The sequence below is a fragment of the Caballeronia sp. KNU42 genome (assembly GCF_053760385.1).
Map to the genome: position 1 here is coordinate 1428434 of NZ_CM132388.1, position 17835 is coordinate 1446268.

Annotated in this window: 15 protein-coding genes and 1 tRNA gene; 4 read left to right on the top strand and 12 right to left on the bottom strand. The window is 60.7% G+C overall.

The window, feature by feature from the left end; genetic code table 11:
• Nucleotides 1-6: 6 nt before the first annotated feature.
• From thrS to ACSOSP_RS06270, 7 genes are all read right to left on the bottom strand, one after another.
• Entirely contained in the window at nucleotides 7-1914 is a 1908-nt protein-coding gene (gene thrS / locus ACSOSP_RS06240) for a threonine--tRNA ligase (protein WP_455310135.1), read from the bottom strand.
• A gap of 277 nt (nucleotides 1915-2191) precedes the next feature.
• Nucleotides 2192-2268 (bottom strand) — tRNA-Val (locus tag ACSOSP_RS06245).
• Nucleotides 2269-2442: 174 nt separating this feature from the next.
• On the bottom strand, nucleotides 2443-4677 hold the full coding sequence (locus ACSOSP_RS06250) for a RelA/SpoT family protein (protein WP_455310137.1): 2235 nt from the start codon (nucleotides 4675-4677) through the stop codon (nucleotides 2443-2445).
• A 33-nt stretch (nucleotides 4678-4710) separates the two neighbouring features.
• Nucleotides 4711-5064, bottom strand: a complete 354-nt coding sequence (locus tag ACSOSP_RS06255) for a RidA family protein (protein ID WP_455310138.1) — start codon at nucleotides 5062-5064, stop codon at nucleotides 4711-4713.
• A 58-nt stretch (nucleotides 5065-5122) separates the two neighbouring features.
• The gene (locus tag ACSOSP_RS06260) at nucleotides 5123-6040 is read right to left on the bottom strand and encodes an alpha/beta fold hydrolase (RefSeq protein ID WP_455310139.1); all 918 of its coding nucleotides are present in this window, start codon (nucleotides 6038-6040) and stop codon (nucleotides 5123-5125) included.
• Between the two features lie 284 nt (nucleotides 6041-6324).
• Nucleotides 6325-6966, bottom strand: coding sequence for a CoA transferase subunit B (locus tag ACSOSP_RS06265; RefSeq protein WP_455310140.1), 642 nt, complete (start codon nucleotides 6964-6966; stop codon nucleotides 6325-6327).
• 2 nt (nucleotides 6967-6968) lie between these two features.
• Nucleotides 6969-7673 carry a CoA transferase subunit A gene (locus ACSOSP_RS06270; protein WP_031359011.1) on the bottom strand — a complete coding sequence of 235 codons (705 nt, stop codon included), beginning with the start codon at nucleotides 7671-7673 and terminating at the stop codon, nucleotides 6969-6971.
• 208 nt (nucleotides 7674-7881) lie between these two features.
• Between ACSOSP_RS06270 and ACSOSP_RS06275 the strand changes: the two genes are divergently transcribed.
• Nucleotides 7882-8427: a LuxR C-terminal-related transcriptional regulator gene (locus tag ACSOSP_RS06275; RefSeq protein WP_455310141.1), complete on the top strand. Its 546-nt coding sequence runs from the start codon at nucleotides 7882-7884 to the stop codon at nucleotides 8425-8427.
• Here ACSOSP_RS06275 and ACSOSP_RS06280 read toward each other — a convergent pair.
• The gene (locus ACSOSP_RS06280; protein WP_455310868.1) at nucleotides 8424-8816 is read right to left on the bottom strand and encodes an acyl-CoA thioesterase; all 393 of its coding nucleotides are present in this window, start codon (nucleotides 8814-8816) and stop codon (nucleotides 8424-8426) included. The two genes, ACSOSP_RS06275 and ACSOSP_RS06280, sit on opposite strands and share 4 nt — an antisense overlap.
• Nucleotides 8817-8875: 59 nt before the next feature.
• Nucleotides 8876-9649: an SDR family oxidoreductase gene (locus ACSOSP_RS06285; protein WP_455310142.1), complete on the bottom strand. Its 774-nt coding sequence runs from the start codon at nucleotides 9647-9649 to the stop codon at nucleotides 8876-8878.
• Between the two features lie 215 nt (nucleotides 9650-9864).
• Between ACSOSP_RS06285 and ACSOSP_RS06290 the strand changes: the two genes are divergently transcribed.
• Entirely contained in the window at nucleotides 9865-11538 is a 1674-nt protein-coding gene (locus ACSOSP_RS06290; protein WP_455310143.1) for an electron transfer flavoprotein-ubiquinone oxidoreductase, read from the top strand.
• A 70-nt stretch (nucleotides 11539-11608) separates the two neighbouring features.
• Here the strand turns inward: ACSOSP_RS06290 and aroC are convergent, their stop codons facing one another.
• From aroC to ACSOSP_RS06305, 3 genes are all read right to left on the bottom strand, one after another.
• On the bottom strand, nucleotides 11609-12712 hold the full coding sequence (aroC, locus tag ACSOSP_RS06295) for a chorismate synthase (RefSeq protein ID WP_455310144.1): 1104 nt from the start codon (nucleotides 12710-12712) through the stop codon (nucleotides 11609-11611).
• 149 nt (nucleotides 12713-12861) lie between these two features.
• Complete coding sequence (locus ACSOSP_RS06300) at nucleotides 12862-14796, bottom strand: MFS transporter (RefSeq protein WP_455310146.1); 1935 nt, start codon at nucleotides 14794-14796, stop codon at nucleotides 12862-12864.
• Nucleotides 14797-14955: 159 nt separating this feature from the next.
• Nucleotides 14956-15408: a CBS domain-containing protein gene (locus ACSOSP_RS06305; protein WP_455310147.1), complete on the bottom strand. Its 453-nt coding sequence runs from the start codon at nucleotides 15406-15408 to the stop codon at nucleotides 14956-14958.
• Nucleotides 15409-15674: 266 nt separating this feature from the next.
• Here ACSOSP_RS06305 and ACSOSP_RS06310 point away from each other — a divergent pair, with 266 nt between their 5' ends.
• Together ACSOSP_RS06310 and ACSOSP_RS06315 are read left to right on the top strand one after the other, a co-directional pair.
• The gene (locus ACSOSP_RS06310) at nucleotides 15675-17012 is read left to right on the top strand and encodes an O-acetylhomoserine aminocarboxypropyltransferase (protein WP_455310149.1); all 1338 of its coding nucleotides are present in this window, start codon (nucleotides 15675-15677) and stop codon (nucleotides 17010-17012) included.
• Nucleotides 17009-17830 carry an alpha/beta fold hydrolase gene (locus tag ACSOSP_RS06315; protein ID WP_455310150.1) on the top strand — a complete coding sequence of 274 codons (822 nt, stop codon included), beginning with the start codon at nucleotides 17009-17011 and terminating at the stop codon, nucleotides 17828-17830. The genes ACSOSP_RS06310 and ACSOSP_RS06315 overlap by 4 nt, the downstream gene beginning before the upstream one ends.
• Nucleotides 17831-17835: the final 5 nt, after the last annotated feature.

The following is a 17835-nucleotide window of genomic DNA, read 5'->3' on the forward strand; positions in this document are numbered from 1 at the left end:
GTGGGCTTACTTGTACGCCTGCACGTCTTGCTGCAGACGCTCAAGGAATGCATCGACCGGCATCACGCCAGCATCGATACCGCCACGAGCACGCACGGCTACGGTTTGTGCATCACGCTCTTTGTCCCCGACGACCAGCAAATACGGGACCTTCTGCATTGTGTGCTCTCGTATTTTATAGCTAATCTTCTCGTTGCGCAAATCGCTCTCTACTCTAAGCCCTTGTTTTTGCAACGATTGGGCCAGCTGCAGTGCATATTCCGACTGACTTTCAGCGATATTCAGCACCACAGCCTGCACCGGCGCGAGCCAGGACGGCATTGCACCAGCGTGGTGCTCGATCAGAATGCCGAGAAAACGTTCCATGGAACCGACGATCGCGCGGTGCAACATCACCGGGCGCTTGCGGCTGTTGTCCTCCGATACGTATTCGGCGCCCAGGCGCTCCGGGAGCACCATGTCGAGCTGCAGCGTGCCGCATTGCCATGATCGGCCGAGCGCATCCTTGATGTGGTACTCGACCTTCGGACCGTAGAATGCGCCCTCACCCGGCAATTCTTCCCACGTGAGACCGCATGCTGTCAGCGCCTCGCGCAGGCCCTGTTCCGAGCGATCCCACGTTTCGTCCGTTCCGGCACGCGCATCGGGACGCAGCGACAGCTTGATGTCGATGTGGTCGAAGCCGAAATCCTTGTAGATGCTCATCGCGAGCGTATTGAACGCAATCGACTCTTCGATGAACTGGTCTTCCGTGCAGAAAATGTGAGCGTCGTCCTGGACGAAACCACGCACGCGCATCAGGCCATGCAACGCACCCGACGCTTCATTCCGGTGGCACGAGCCAAATTCCGCGTAACGCAGCGGCAGGTCGCGATACGAACGCAAGCCATGGTTGAACACCTGCACGTGGCCAGGACAGTTCATCGGCTTGATGGCGTAATCGCGCTTTTCCGACTCCGTCGTGAACATGTTTTCACGATAGTTCTGCCAGTGACCCGACGCTTCCCACAGCGAGCGGTCCATGATCATCGGCGTCTTGATTTCGAGATAACCGACTTCGCTCAGGCGGCGACGGATATATTGCTCGACCTGCTGCCAGATTGCCCAGCCCTTCGGGTGCCAGAACACCATGCCCGGGGCCTCTTCCTGCAGATGGAACAGGTCGAGTTGCTTGGCAAGCTTGCGGTGATCGCGCTTCTCCGCTTCCTCGAGCATGTGCAGATACGCTTCCTGGTCTTCCTTCTTCGTCCAGGCCGTGCCGTAGATACGCTGCAACTGTTCGTTCTTCGAGTCGCCGCGCCAGTAGGCCCCCGCGACCTTCATCAGCTTGAAGACCTTCAGCTTGCCGGTAGACGGCACGTGCGGGCCGCGGCAAAGATCCGTGAAACTGCCGTGCGAATACAGCTTGATATCGTCGGTGGACGGGATCGATTCGATGATCTCCGCCTTGTACTTCTCGCCGATGCTCTTGAAGTAGTCGACCGCTTCACCACGCGTCACCACACGGCGCGAGACAGGTTCGTCCTTCTTCGCGATTTCGGCCATGCGCTTTTCGATCTTCTCGAGATCTTCCGGCGTGAAGGGACGGCTGTACGCGAAGTCGTAGTAGAAGCCGTTCTCGATCACCGGACCGATCGTGACCTGTGCGTCCGGATACAGGTCCTTGACCGCGTAAGCAAGCAAATGCGCTGTGGAGTGGCGAATGATGTCGAGACCGTCAGCGTCTTTTTCAGTGACGATGGCGAGCGACGCGTCGTGATCGATCAGCGTGGACGTATCGACGAGCTCGCCGTCGAGCTTGCCGCCCAGCGCGGCTTTCGCGAGTCCCGCGCCAATCGATGCGGCAACTTCCGCAACCGTCACAGGGTGGTCGTACTGTCGGACTGACCCGTCGGGCAAACGTATCGAAACCATTTCGTTCTCCAAGGCGCCGGCAGCCGGCGCCCAAGTTCATTCAACAATGCCTTGCAAACGCCAAGTCAAACGCGCGAAGGCAAAAAAAATGCGGCCCCACATTCTGAGGGGCCGCATTCACTTTTCCTACAACTGCAAAGGCGAAAGTGGTCCTCGACTAGCGTCGCTCCGAAGCTGTTTCGGTCAACGTTCGCGGTGCCATCTTGTTCATTTGCCTTTCGCGCCAAGACGCTTGCTGCAGTTTTGAAAATCCGGCGAACCGGATTTCCACTTTCGTTGGTAGGCTCGATTGGACTCGAACCAACGACCCCCACCATGTCAAGGTGGTGCTCTAACCAGCTGAGCTACGAGCCTGAAGAAGCGAAATTATATGGAGCGTTTTGAATCTTGGCAAGTGCTTTCATGCGATGACACTGCAGATATTCGTGGATACGTTTAAGAAGCATCGACAATGCGCTTCAGATTCAACGCGTTATCAACGCCCCAAGCTTGCAGGCAGGCATGCATTTTTCTTGGGGGCACGACGCTTCAGGCCCGTCGCGACGCGCGCACCACGCCCTGCACTTCGCTCAGCAATGAGCACGCACGCTGAATTTGCGCGGCGCTCGACACCTCGACCGTAAATTGCATGTACGCCACGTTGCGCCGGCTCTGTGTCTTCACGCCGGTCACGTTCATTTTCTCGCGCGCGAAGACCTCGGAGATATCGCGCAGCAAGCCTTGTCGATCGTTCGATTCCACCGCGAGGTCGACCGGATACACCGACGATCCGCGTCCGCTCATCACGTCGGCGGACCACGCGGTCTCGAGCACACGTTCGGGTGAACGCTCTGCCATCCGCTGGAAAGTCGCGCAATCACTGCGGTGAATCGACATGCCCTTGCCACGCGTCACGAAGCCCGCGATGCGGTCCGGCGGAGCCGGGCGACAACACCGTGCCAATTGCGTCAGCAACGCGTCCACGCCGACCACCAGCACGCCAGTGGACGCACCTTGCGCCACGCTTTGCCCGCTGCTGCGCTTCTCGAATTGCGCCGGCGCTTCGGGCTCCGGTTCCGGCGGCGGGGTGTCGTGCAGCGCCTGCTCGATGTTGCGCAGGCTGAACTCTTCCTTGGCGACGACCGCGTACAGATCTTCAGGCGTCTTGAAGCCGAGCTTCGATGCCAGCTGATCCAGATTAACGGATGTCTTGCCCTCACGCTGCAGCGTCTTTTCAACGAGCGTTCGCCCGTTCGCGATGTTCTCTTCGGAATCGACCGCGTTGAACCACGCACGCACCTTTTGCCGAGCCCGAGGGCTGTGCAAATAGCCGAGCAACGGATTGAGCCAGTCGCGCGACGGACCGCCCTCCTTCACTGCGACGATCTCGACCGTCTGGCCGTTCTGCAGCGGCGTGTTGAGCGGCACCATGGCGCCGTCGACCCGCGCGCCACGGCAACGATGCCCAAGCTCGCTGTGCAGGTGATAAGCGAAGTCGACCGCGGTCGAACCTTGCGGCATCGCGATCACGCGTGCCTGCGGCGTGAGCACGTAGATGTGGTCGTCGTCGAGCGTGGCCTCGCGCAAATGCTGCCAGGGCTGCGCGCCCGGCTGATCGCCTTCGGAGACGTCTTCTTTCCACGCCAGCAGTTGACGCAACCACGCGATCTTTTCGTCGTATTTGTCGCTGGCCGTCACCTGCCCGCCGTACGCGCGCGCGCCGGCTTCCTTGTAACGCCAGTGGGCGGCTACGCCGTACTCAGCGAAGCCATGCATTTCCTGCGTCCGGATCTGCACTTCAAATGCTCGCCCGTCGTCGCCTACCACGACGGTATGCAGCGACCGGTACCCGTTCGCCTTCGGCCGTGAAATGTAGTCGTCGAATTCCCGTGGCACGGGCTGCCACAAGTTATGGACGATACCAAGCACGGTGTAGCAATCCTTGATGTCGTCGACGATCACACGAAACGCGCGCACGTCGTTCACCTCGGAAAAATCGAGTTCCTTGCCGCGCATCTTTTTCCAGATGCTGTAGATGTGCTTCGGCCGGCCGCTCACTTCCGCCCGGATATTCGCGGTTGCCAGTTCCTTCTGCAGGCTTGCGATAGCTTCCGTGACATACGCTTCGCGCTCGACGCGTTTTTCGTCGAGCAACTTGGCGATGCGCTTGTAGGTCGGCGGTTCCTCGAAGCGAAACGCGAGGTCTTCCAGTTCCCACTTCAATTGCCAGATGCCCAGCCGGTTCGCGAGCGGCGCGTAGATCTCGAGGGTTTCACGCGGCACGTCGGGTGATGGCTCGAGCTTGTTCGCGGCGTAGTAGCGCAATGACTGCAGCCGCGACGCGAGGCGGATCAAGACCACGCGGATATCCTGTGCAAACGCAAGCAGCATCTTGCGCAATGCTTCGACCTGGGCACGGCGCGCCGCTTGCGCTTCGCGACCCGTTTCCGGCAACGTTGCCTGCGCGGCGCGCGAACTGACAGAACCCAGCCGCCAGAGCTTGCGAACGTCCGCGACGAGACCTTGCACTTCCGTGCCGAAACGCTCGCTGATGACACGCTCGGGGTCGTCGATATGCGGCGCAATGGCAAACAGCGCCGCCGCCACGACGGCCGCAGGATCGACGTTCAACGTTTGCATGATCCGCGCCGTGCCGGCAGCGTGCTCGACCAGCAATTCCCCGCTGGTCAACCGCGCATCTCCCGCATGTTCGCGCACAAACGCGAGCGCGTCGTCGAAGGACGGCTCGGGTGTTGGCGCGGGGGAGACGGCGGTATCAGGCATACGGATTAATCTGATGCTCTCAATGTTCCGGGCTTAGCTACGCACGGCAGCCACGACCACCACTTCCACGAGGCATGCCGGGTTGGCGAGTTTCGCTTCCACGGTAGCGCGCGGCGGCGCATCGCCTTCAGGAACCCACATGTCCCACGCAGCGTTCATGGCGGCGAAATGGACCAGGTCGGCGAGATAGATCTGCACCGACAAAAGCTGCGTCTTGTCGCTGCCTGCTTCCTCCAGCAAACGGTCGATATGGCCGAGCACTTCACGGGTCTGGCCCGTGATGTCCTGGTCAGTGTCTTCGGCAATCTGGCCGGCGAGATAAATGGTGCCGTTGTGGATCGCGATCTCGGAAAGACGCGCGCCGACATGGTGACGGATGACTGCCATGAGTGTTCCTGAGAGTAATAGTCAGTGAATAGTCAAAAAAACCGGACGAAGCCCAATATTATGCCTTGGACGTTTCAGTATCGAGGAAGAAGCGGTACGCGATCTCTATCTGATCGGGTGCCAGGAAGGCGGGCGCGTGGCCCACACCTGCTACCTCCTTGCTCGTCACCGCCTGCCCGCTCGCGACCATTTTTTCGACCGTCTCGCGCGAGAGCAGATCCGAATGCTCGCCCCGGACCACCAGCACCGGATGCTGGATCGATGCCAGCGAACGCCACAGGAGCGCCTCGCCGAGCGACGCCGCATTTGTGTCCGCGGCAGCAAACGGGACCGCGATTTTCGGATCGTATCGATACCCCCAGCGGCCTTCGTGCTCCCGCATCAGCGGCGTGTTGATCGCGCGCCATTCTTCAGCCGTCAGTGGCCCGAACGATGCAGCGAGTTGCGCCGCGTTATCGATAGCTTCTTGCAGCGTGGCAAAGCTCCCGCCGCGGCCGAGGTAAGTGCCGATCCGCTCGACCGCCACCGGTTCAATATGCGGCCCGACGTCGTTGAGCAGCATTTTCCGGATTGGTGAATTCGGCATTCCGGCAAGCCCAAGGCCGATCAGTCCGCCCATGGACGTCCCGAACCAATCCACCGTTTCCACGTTCAGCCGTGCAATGAGCGCGACCATGTCGGACACATACTGCGGCACCCCGTAATACTTTGGATCGACCAGCCAGTCCGATAGACCTCGCCCAACCACATCCGGACACACCACCCGATACTCGCGCGCAAACACCTTCGCGACCTCGTCGAAATCCCGCCCTGAACGCGTCAGCCCGTGGACACACACGAGCACGCGCGGGTTCGCCGGATCGCCCCATTCGGTATAAGCCACGCGATGCAGGCCCGACGGGCTGACGCATTGCACATGGCGTTGCCGAGGAGTGGGAACAAACGACGGCGCAGCTTCGACAATAGACGCGGACATAAGATTTTCCTCGGTGCGTTGGCGCTGCGGCATGCGAACAACTCAACTGAAATCGATTGTAAACGCTTTGCGGGATGCGCTTCGGCGCGATGCGGCAACGTTATCCGAACAGTCTAAACAAAGGCACGATAAGCGGCCCCAAAACACGAACTGCACGGTCCCTTACCGGTCGCCTGGTCTCTGGCAAAGACCACCGCCAAAATAAAAAAACCGTCCCAACTTACGTCGGAACGGTTCATTTCGGCCGGTAAAACGACCGCGACAACAACCGATGCAGAAAACCCTTACTTGACGCCGCTTACATCCAGCGGTGCGCCGGTTTTCTGCTGAATCTCTTCCACAGTGACGCCCGACGCCAGTTCCACGAGTTTCAGCCCAGCGTCGGTGACGTCGATCACGCCAAGATCCGTAATGATGCGGTCGACCACGCCCACGCCCGTCAGCGGCAACGTGCACGCTTCAAGAATCTTGTGCTGGTCGCCCTTCGCTACATGCTCCATCAGCACGATCACGCGTTTCACGCCCGCGACCAGATCCATCGCGCCGCCCATGCCCTTGATCATCTTGCCGGGGATCATCCAGTTGGCGAGGTCGCCCGTCTTGCTGATCTGCATCGCGCCGAGAATCGCCAGGTTCACGTGACCGCCACGAATCATCGCGAACGAATCCGCCGACGAAAAAATCGATGATCCCGGCAGCGTGGTCACCGTCTGCTTGCCGGCGTTGATCAGGTCGGCGTCAACTTCTTCCTCAGTGGGCGACGGCCCGATGCCCAGCAAGCCATTTTCCGATTGCAGCCACACCTCCATGCCCGCCGGCACGAAGTTCGCGACCAGCGTGGGCAAGCCGATGCCCAAATTCACATAAAAACCGTCCTGCAATTCCTTGGCCGCGCGCGCAGCCATCTGGTTCCGGTCCCATGCCATGATCAGTCTCCTTTCGCGCGCACGACGCGTTGTTCAATGCGTTTTTCCGGATGTGCGTTCAGCACGATGCGCTGCACGAAAATGCCCGGCGTGTGAATGGCGTCGGGATCGAGCGCGCCCGTTTCCACGATTTCTTCCACTTCGACCACCGTGATCTTGCCGGCCATGGCGCACATCGGGTTGAAGTTGCGAGCGGTGCGGCGATAAATCAAATTGCCCGATTTATCGGCTTTCCACGCCTTCACGAGCGCCACGTCAGCAGTGAGCGAGTGTTCGAGCACGTAGTGGTTCTCGCCGAATTGACGCGTTTCCTTGCCGTCCGCGATCACCGTGCCGTAACCCGTGTTGGTGAAAAACGCCGGAATGCCCGAGCCGCCTGCGCGCAGCTTTTCGGCCAGCGTGCCTTGCGGCGTGAATTCAAGCTCGAGTTCGCCGGCCAGGTACTGGCGCTCGAACTCCTTGTTTTCGCCGACGTACGACGAGATCATTTTCTTGACCTGGCGGGTTTCGAGCAGCAGCCCGAGTCCGAAGCCGTCGACGCCCGCGTTGTTGCTGATGCACGTGATGCCCTGAACGCCCGTATCGCGCAATGCCGCGATCAGCGCTTCGGGAATGCCGCACAAGCCAAAACCGCCGACGGCAAACGTCTGCCCGTCCTTCACGATGCCATCGAGCGCCTCTTTCGCGCTGGGATAGACCTTGTTCATCTGTTTGTCCCTTCCTGATCTGGATGAAATCCGTTTGTTTGAGCCGTCCGCACGACCGGTTTGCCAAGCGCGAGACGACCTTCTGACGTGGCAAAAGAGTACGACGCCGGATCGATCCGGCACAATACGCAAAAATACATAAGTAATTGCCGTACTGCACGGCGATGAAACAGTTAAACGCGGGTTAAACCCGACACGTGCGAGCCAAATGCGTCAACTGGATTACCAAACAGCGTTCCATCTTGCGCCAGTCGGACTCGTGTTGTCACGGGACCGGATCATCGAAGACTGCAATGCGCAGCTCTGCGCGATTTTCGGCGTTGCGCCGGAAGCCTTGCTGGGCCAGTCGTTCCAGGTGCTGTATCCGTCGCAGGGGGAATTCGAGCGGATCGGCGAGCGCATCGCCGCGTTGATGCAGCGCCAGGGCAGTTACGCCGACGACCGCATCATGAAGCGCGCAAACGGTGAATTGTTCTGGTGCCACGTGACCGGCAGATCGCTCGACCTGAGTGCACCGCACGCCGCCGGCGTGTGGACCTTCGAGGACTTGAGCGCGACGCGGCGGGTTGCCATCGAATTGACGCCGCGCGAACGGGAAATCGCCGCGCAGCTCGTCACGGGCAAGACCAGCAAGCAGATCGGCCGCGCGCTGGATATCAGCCCCCGGACCGTCGACATCTATCGCTCGAAACTCATGCGCAAATACGACACGGGCAACGCAACCGAGCTGCTTCAACGGCTGCTGGGCGACTAGGCGGGCGTTCCGGCCGATTCAATGGCATGGCGCAGCAGGTCAGGAATCTGCACCGATTTCGCCGCCGCGTAGTCGATCCACACACATTTCGCCGTGCCCCGCGCGTAGAGCGTCGCGGGGTCGTCGGCACGATACAGCTCAAAGCGCGTGTCGAAACTGCTGCGGCCCGGCGGCCCGACGAACATGCTGCCAATGACATCGCCGGGATAGTGGAGCTGCCTCAGGAATTCCATCGATGCATTCACAATCACCGGCCCCTGCCCTTCGACGTTGGCGCCGGCAATGGCCAGTTCCCGGAACCATGAGATCCGCGTTTCTTCCATGAAGCGGAAGTAGACCGTGTTGTTCACGTGGCCGAATGCGTCCATGTCGCCCCATCGCAACGGCATGGGCAAATCGATTACGCGATGAAAACCAGCCGTAGAACCTGTCTGCTCAAGAACCTGGCTCATAGGCCGAACCCGTCGTCGGCGGCAATCACCGAGCCGTTGATGAACTGCGATTCGTCGGCGGCAAGCAGCAGCAACAAGCCATCGAGGTCTTCAGGCGTACCCACCCGGCGACGCGGCAGCATGGCCAGCAGTTTCTGGCCGGCCTCGCTTTTCCAGTGATGGTGATTGAGCTCGGTATCGATATAACCCGGGCAGATCGCGTTCACATTGATGCCGTGGCGGCCCCATTCCTGCGCCATCGCCTTCGTCATATGAATGACAGCGGCCTTGCTCATGGAATAAATGCCGATCTGCGGCAAGGTCTTGAGCCCCGCCATGGACGCGATGTTGATGATCCGGTAGCCCGGCTTGGCTGTGCCATTTCCGCGCATGATCATCCGTTTCGCCACCTCTTGCGCGACAAAAAACGCGCCGCGCGTGTTGGTATCGAACACGAAATCGAAGTCCGACGGCGTCACGTCCGTCAGCTTTTGCTGGGTCGACACGCCGGAGTTGTTCACCAGGATGTCGATCGTGCCCGCCTCTGTCTCCGCGTGCGCGACCGCCGACTTGATGCTCTGGTAATCAGTGACGTCGAGCGACACGACGTGCGCCGCGCCGCCTGACGCCTCGATTTCGGCGCGCAATTCCTTCAGGCGCTCGGTGCGCCGGCTCGCCAGCACGACCCGCGCGCCCGCCTGCGACAACACTTGCGCAAAGCGCTTGCCCAGTCCGCTGGAGGCGCCGGTGATCAGCGCGCATTTGCCTTCCAGGTTGATCGAACGGCCCATTGTTTTTCCTTGGTTGAAAGCGATTGAGGTACCCGGGAGCGAATCGTCCTGACGTCCCTCCCCCAAAATAGGTATCGAATCGACGCAGCCGATATGCTATCCTAAAAATAATACGGTCGTGCTAATTTCAGGATCGTCGGTTGCACCCTGCGAAGGGTTCCCTGACAATACGCGATCCCCAAAAAAATCATTCTAACGTTAGACAGGAGCATTGGATGACCCCGGCGAGCCTCATCGAGCAATACGGTCCCCGTGAATCCATGGAGTACGACGTCGTGATCGTGGGCGGCGGTCCTGCGGGGCTATCGGCAGCTATCCGGCTGAAGCAGCTCGCGCAGGAAAAAGGCGTCGAACTGGGCGTGTGCGTGCTGGAGAAAGGCTCCGAGATCGGCGCGCACATCCTCTCGGGCGCCGTCATGGATCCGCGGGGTTTAAGCGAATTGCTCCCCGACTGGAAGACCCAGGGCGCACCGCTCGATGTGGAAGTCACCGAGGACCGCTTCCTGTTTTTGACGAAGGACAGCGCAAAACAGGTGCCCAACTGGCTGCTGCCGGACAACTTCAAGAACCACGGTAACTATGTCGTGAGTCTGGCGAACGTTACGCGCTGGCTGGGGCAACAGGCTGAAGCGCTGGGCGTCGAGATCTTCCCGGGCTTTCCTGCAGCGGAAGTGCTCTACACCGAAGACGGCGCGGTGCGCGGCGTGGCGACGGGCAACATGGGCGTGGGCAAGGACGGCGAGCCGACCGGCAACTTCCAGCTCGGTATGGAATTGCACGCGAAATACACGCTGTTCTGCGAAGGCGCACGCGGCAACCTCGGTCGCCAGCTCATGGATAAATTCGAGCTCGCCCGCGATGCCGATCCGCAGGTCTACGGTCTGGGGATCAAAGAGCTGTGGCAGATCGATCCATCGAAGCACAAGCCGGGTCTGGTGATTCACACGGCGGGCTGGCCGCTGGAAACCGACACCTACGGCGGCTCGTTCCTCTATCACATGGACGATAACCAGGTGATGGTGGGCTTTGTGGTCGGGCTGGGGTATTCGAATCCGTACCTGTCGCCGTTCGAGGAGTTTCAGCGCTACAAGACGCATCCGGCGATCCGCACCTTCCTCGAAGGTGGCAAGCGCGTGTCGTATGGCGCACGGGCGATCACGGCCGGCGGGTTGATGTCGCTGCCGAAGCTGGTGTTCCCGGGCGGAGCGCTGGCCGGTGACGACGCCGGGTTCCTGAATGCATCGCGGATCAAGGGCAGTCACGCCGCGATCAAGTCCGGGAAGATGGCCGCCGAAGCCGCGTTCGACGCTGTGCAAGCCGGTCGTCAAGCCGATGAACTGAACGCCTACCCTGACGCGTTTAACAGCTCATGGCTCAAGACGGAGCTATATCGCGCACGCAATTTCAAGCAATGGATGAGCAAGGGTTTGTATCTCGGCACGTTCATGGTTGGGCTTGAGCAGAAACTCTTGGGCGGCAATGTGCCGTGGACGCTGCATCACCAGCACGCCGATAACGAGACGCTCAAACCCGCATCGCAGTGCAAGCCGATCGTGTATCCGAAGCCCGATGGCAAGCTGACGTTCGACCGGCTGGCGTCGGTGTTTATATCGAACACGAATCACGAGGAAAACCAGCCGGCGCATTTGACGCTGAAGGATGCATCGGTGCCGGTGGATGTGAATTTAAGAACGTACGCGGGACCGGAAGGACGGTATTGCCCGGCTCAGGTGTATGAGTTCGTGAAGAACGATGACGGCAGCGAACGCCTGCAGATCAATGCGCAGAACTGCGTGCACTGCAAGACGTGCGATATCAAGGACCCGACACAGAACATTGTGTGGGTACCACCGGAGGGTGGCGGCGGGCCGAATTACCCGAATATGTGATCGTTCGGGTTTGAGGGTTCGAGGCTTTAAGAAATTGCGCCGGTTCTTTATATTCAGAACCGGCGCAATTTTATTTGGCGATATGCGCAGCGATATGAGGCGTCGTGGTCACCACATCGCCGTTCTGCGCGCGGTTCCGCAACGCGTGATCGATCAGCACGAGCGCGAGCAGCGCTTCGGCGATCGGCGTCGCCCGGATGCCAACGCACGGATCATGGCGGCCGAAGGTTTCCACGGTCGCGGAATGACCGGCTTTATCGATGGATTCACGAGGCGTGCGGATGCTCGACGTCGGTTTGATCGCGATCGATACGGTGATGTCCTGCCCGCTCGAAATGCCGCCCAACACACCGCCGGCGTTGTTCGCGGCGAACCCCTCAGGCGTCATTTCATCGCCGTGAACCGAGCCGCGCTGCGCGACGCTCGCGAAACCCGCACCAATTTCGACGCCTTTCACCGCATTGATGCCCATCATCGCTTTGGCGATATCGGCGTCGAGGCGGTCATAAAGAGGCTCGCCCAGCCCGGCCGGCACGCCCGTTGCGATGACGCCGATGCGCGCGCCGATCGAATCGCCGTCCTTGCGCAGCGTGTCCATGTACTCCTCGAGGCGCGGGACGATTTCCGCATTCGGCGCGAAAAACGGATTTTCGCGCACGTGTTCCCAAGCGACGAACGGAATCGGGATCTCGCCGAGCGCGCTCATGAACCCGCGTGTTTCGATACCCATGCGCTCACGCAGCCATTTCTTCGCTACAGCGCCGGCAGCCACGGTCGGCGCCGTCAACCGCGCTGACGAACGACCGCCGCCGCGATAGTCACGAATGCCGTACTTCTGCCAGTAGGTGTAATCGGCGTGCCCGGGACGAAACGTCTCGACGATATTGCCGTAATCCTTGCTGCGCTGATCCGTGTTCCGGATCAGCAACGCGATAGGCGTACCGGTCGTCTTACCTTCGAACACACCGGAAAGAATCTCGACCTGATCGGCTTCCTGACGCTGCGTCACATGCCGCGACGTGCCCGGTTTGCGCCGATCCAGTTCGATCTGGATATCCGCTTCCGAGAGTTCCATTCCCGGCGGGCAGCCGTCGATCACGCAGCCGATCGCGGGACCGTGCGACTCGCCGAAGTTGGTGACGGTGAAAAGCGTGCCGAGTGTGTTGCCGGACATGAGCGTCGTCCTGAAAAAAGCGAAAGAGCCAATATTATGCCAGCCGACCGGTGATGCGCCCACGCCCGAAACCCGTTGCGCGCGGGCCTTTCGTTTGCAGAAGCATCGCTTGAGGGAGGCGCCTGGCTGCGCGAGGCGCCTCTTGCAGCCTATTTGCGGGCGCCTCGCAACGTCGCGACCAGCTGTTGCAGATGCTCCGGCGTGGCATCCGCCGGTTCAATTGGCTCACCGACCGCGAGCGTCAGGCGGCTCATCACTCCGCGATGAATCGGACGCGGCCAGCGGTTGTCGTCGTGACGGGAAAAGACGCTGCCCCACAAGCCGCGCAAAGCGATGGGCACGACCGGCGCGGAATGGCGCTTGAGAATTTCGCTGATACCATGGCGGAACGGGTTCATATCGCCGGTCCGGGTGAGCTTGCCTTCCGGGAAAATGCACACCAGATCGCCATCGGCTAGCGCGCGGGCGCAGGCGTCGTAGGCTTTCTCCAGCAGTTTTGCGTCCTCGTGAGCCGGAGCGATCGGAATGGCCTTGACGTGACGGAACAGCCAGCCGACCAGCGGCGAGCGGAAAATCCGGTGATCCATCACGAAACGGATCGGCCGCGGACTCTCTGACATGATCACGACGGCATCGACAAAACTCACGTGATTGCACACCAGCACAGCGGCCCCATGCTCGGGAATGCGCTCGGCGTTCACAAGCCTGATCCGGTAGAACGTATGCACGAGAATCCACGCGAGAAAACGCAGCAGGAACTCGGGCACGAGCGAATAGATATACGCGGCCACCACGATATTCAGCAACGCGGTGGTGAGAAACAGCCCGGGAATGCCGACACCCGCCGACGTGAGGCCGACCGCCAGTAACGCCGACACAATCATGAAAAACGAGTTGAGGATGTTGTTCGCGGCGATGATGCGGGCGCGGTGCGTCGGTTGGCTGCGCGACTGGATCAGCGCGTAGAGCGGCACACTGTACAAGCCGCCGAACAGGGCCAGCAGGAACAGGTCGGCCAGGATGCGCCAATGCATGCCCATTTGAAGAAACTCGCCGACGCCCATCAGATGACCGGCCGGCGCGATTTTGTGGCTAGCGAAAAACAGGTCGATGGCAAACACACTAATCCCGATCGACCCGAGCGGCACGAGTCCGATCTCGACACGGCGCTTCGAAAGCTTTTCACACATCAGCGAGCCGATGCCAATGCCGATCGAAAACGTGCCGAGCAGCACGGTCACCACATCCGGATTCGCCGACAGGACGTCCTTCGCGAAGTTGAAGAACGACGTGAGAAACGTCGCGCCGACGAACCAAAGCCACGAAATCCCGAGCAGGCTCAGGAACACGGTCCGATCCTTACGCGCAAGCGCGAGATTGCGCCACGTCTCGCTGAACGGGTTCCAGTTGATCTTCAATTCAGGCTGTAGTGCCGCTGTTTTTGGCACGAAACCCGACACAGCGCGCCCGATCAGCGCAACCGTCAGGCAGCACGCCGCGAGCAACATGGCGCCGTGCTCGGTCAGCCCGGCCGCCGCACCGCCGATGATCGTCCCGATCAAAATGGCCACGAACGTCCCCATTTCGACGAGCCCGTTGCCGCCAACAAGCTCCGATGGCTCGAGATGCTGTGGCAGATACGCGTATTTCACCGGCCCGAACACGGTCGAATGGACACCCATGAGAAACGTGCAAAAGTAAAGCAGCGGTGCGCTGTGCAACATGAAACCTGCGCCGCCGATCAGCATCACCACGATTTCGAAGGTCTTCACGAAACGCGTGAGCGTGGCTTTGTCGTACTTATCGGCGACCTGGCCTGACGTCGCGGAAAAAAGCACGAAAGGGATGATGAAGATAGCGGAGATCAGGAAAGCGGCGGTTTTCGGATCGACGCCCGAAAAGCGTGCAGCCTGAAAAGTGACCAGCGACGTAAAGCCGACCTTGAAGACGTTGTCGTTGAGCGCGCCGAGAAATTGCGTCCAGAAGAACGGCGCGAAACGACGTTCGCGCAACAGGCGAAACTGACCGTCGCCGTGTTGGGCGCCGGCCTTTTTCGTGCGGGTCGATGCGGATGTTTCGCTCATGGATTATTGGTGTTGGTGGCTGCGAGAGGCTTGTTCTGTTGAGGGGCAATAAGCGAGGCGAAAAAAATGCGCGCCGCTCGGGCGCGCATTTTGTGCGTGACAGGGTGATGCGCTTCGACCGGGTAAGAGCGGAATGGCACTAATCCCGCAACGCCTCGATCAACGCGCTTCTTCCTGCTGCTCCGGCCAGTCGCGAATATAGGCCTTGAGCATCTTGTTCTCGAAACCCTGCTCTTCCACCACGGCCTTGGCCACGTCGTAGAAAGAAATCACGCCCATCAGCACGTTCTTTTCCATGACCGGCAAGTAACGAACGTGATGCTCCAGCATCATGCGGCGCACCTCGTTCACGTCCGTTTCCGGCGTGCACGTGATGGGGTGGTCGTCCATGACCTTGCGGATAGTGGTGGTGCCCACGCTGCCGCCGTTCTCGCTCAGCGTGAGAATAATCTCGCGGAACGTCAGCATGCCGGCGAGATCGCCGTATTCGATCACTACCAGTGAGCCAATGTCGTGTGACGCCATTGTGTTGATGGCTTCTTGCAGCGGCGTATCGGGTGTCACCGTGAAGAGCGCGTTGCCCTTGACGTTCAAAATGTCGCTGACTCGCATGATTGTCTCCTCGCGAAAAGCCTGAATATCTGTCGATCCTAGCGGAAAGGCAGTCAAAAAGAAAGCGCGCAACAACCCCGTGTTTTGTCTGCAAAAGCACGCGGGGCGGGCTTTTGCACAAAGTCGGCGCATGCCGTGCCTAGCCGCCCCCTGGCGTGGCATGGGGTCTCATGGTCCAAGTGCCGGCGCTGGCGTCTACCCCAAGTTTGCCGCGCCACACCCGATGTTACGATAAATGACTCTTTTCCCATGGTAGCCCGCCCACGATGCCCGCCAACCGCTTCGACACGCTCGTGCTGCATGCCGGCGCTGCGCCCGACCCTGCCACCGGCGCACGCGCCACGCCGATTTACCAGACTACGTCCTTCTCGTTTCGAGACACCGATCACGCGGCTTCGCTCTTCAACATGGAGCGCTCGGGACACGTCTATTCGCGCATTTCGAACCCGACTGTCGCCGTATTCGAGGAGCGCGTCGCCGCGCTGGAAGGCGGCGTAGGGGCGATCGGCACGGCCAGCGGACAGGCCGCGCTGCATCTTGCGATCGCCACGCTGATGGGCGCAGGGTCGCACGTGGTTGCGTCGAGCGCGCTGTATGGCGGCTCGCACAATCTGCTGCATTACACGATGCGGCGCTTCGGCATAGACACCACCTTCGTCCCGCCGCACGATGCCGACGCGTGGCGTGCGGCCATCCGGCCCAACACGCGCCTGCTGTTCGGCGAAACGCTGGGAAACCCTGGTCTCGATGTGCTCGACATCGAGACGATTGCGGACATCGCACATTCGAACCACGTACCGCTACTGGTGGATTCGACCTTCACCACGCCCTATTTGCTGCGTCCCTTTAACCACGGCGCCGACTTCGTCTACCACTCGGCGACCAAGTTCCTGGGTGGTCACGGCACGACGATTGGCGGCGTGCTGGTAGACGGCGGCACGTTCGACTTCACCGCTACCAATCTATTCCCCGAATTCACCGAACCCTACGATGGTTTTCACGGCATGGTCTTCGCCGAAGAAAGCACCGTCGCGCCATTCCTGCTGCGCGCTCGCCGCGAAGGGTTGCGTGACTTCGGCGCCTGCCTGCATCCGCAAGCCGCATGGCAACTCTTGCAAGGCATAGAAACCTTGCCGTTGCGGATGGACCGGCACGTCGCCAACACCCGCAAGGTGGTCGAGTTCCTGCTCGCTCACCCTGCCGTGGAAGGCGTGGCTTATCCAGAACTCGAGAGTCATCGCGACTACGCGCTCGCCAAACGCCTTCTGCCGCGCGGCGCGGGCGCCGTGTTCAGCTTCGACCTGCGTGGCGACGTGGCGGCAGCGAAGCGATTCATTGAAGCGCTGACGCTGTTCTCGCATCTGGCGAACGTTGGCGATGCACGCTCGCTTGTCATCCACCCGGCTTCGACCACGCATTTCCGCATGGACGCCGCCGCCCTCGCCGCAGCGGGCATTGCACCGGGACGTATCCGGCTGTCGATTGGCCTGGAAGATCCCGACGATCTCATCGATGACCTCAAGCGCGGCCTCAAGGCATCGCAGAAGGCTTCGTCGGGATCTGCCGGAAGCGACGCCGGAAACCGTGACGGGAGCCGCACATGATGCTCGAAGTCGAGGGCGCATCGGCTTATGCCTACACCGGTGGACACGCGTTCGAGCCGGGCCGTCCGGTGGCCGTGTTCGTGCACGGCGCAAAACACGATCACAGCGTCTGGGCATTGCAGACACGCTACTTTGCCCATCACGGCCTGAACGTGCTCGCCGTGGACCTTCCCGGTCACAACCGCAGCGCAGGCCCGGCGCGGCGAAGCATCGCAGCGCTCTCGGACTGGCTGGTGGCGCTACTGGACGCCGCCCAAGTCAAAGAGGCGATGCTGATAGGCCACAGCATGGGTTCGCTGATAACGCTTGATTGCGCCGCACGTTATCCGGCCCGCGTCACCAGTCTTGCGCTGCTTGCCACCGCGTATCCGATGACCGTGTCGGATGCGCTCCTCGATGCCGCGCTCAATCGCGAACCCGACGCCATCGACATGGTCAACCAGTGGTCGCACTCGTCTATCGCCGCAAAACCGTCGTGCCCCGCCCCGGGCTTCTGGCTGCATGGGGCAAACCAGCGCCTGATGGAACGCGTCGCCGCGCGCGGTGAGCCCCATCTCTTTCACACCGACTTCAGCGCCTGCAACGCCTATGCGGACGGACTTGAACGGGCTGCTGCGCTACGTTGTCCGGTGCAGGTCATTGCCGGCCGCCTGGATGCCATGACGCCACCCCGCGCCAGCCGCGCGCTGATCGACGCGATGAAGCAAGCGAATGTCGCGGTCGAAACAGTCATGCTGGACGCCGGGCACGCACTGATGAGCGAGCAACCCGACGCGACCCTCGCCGCGTTATTCGGTTTTGCAACGCGACCGGTTTAGCTGAC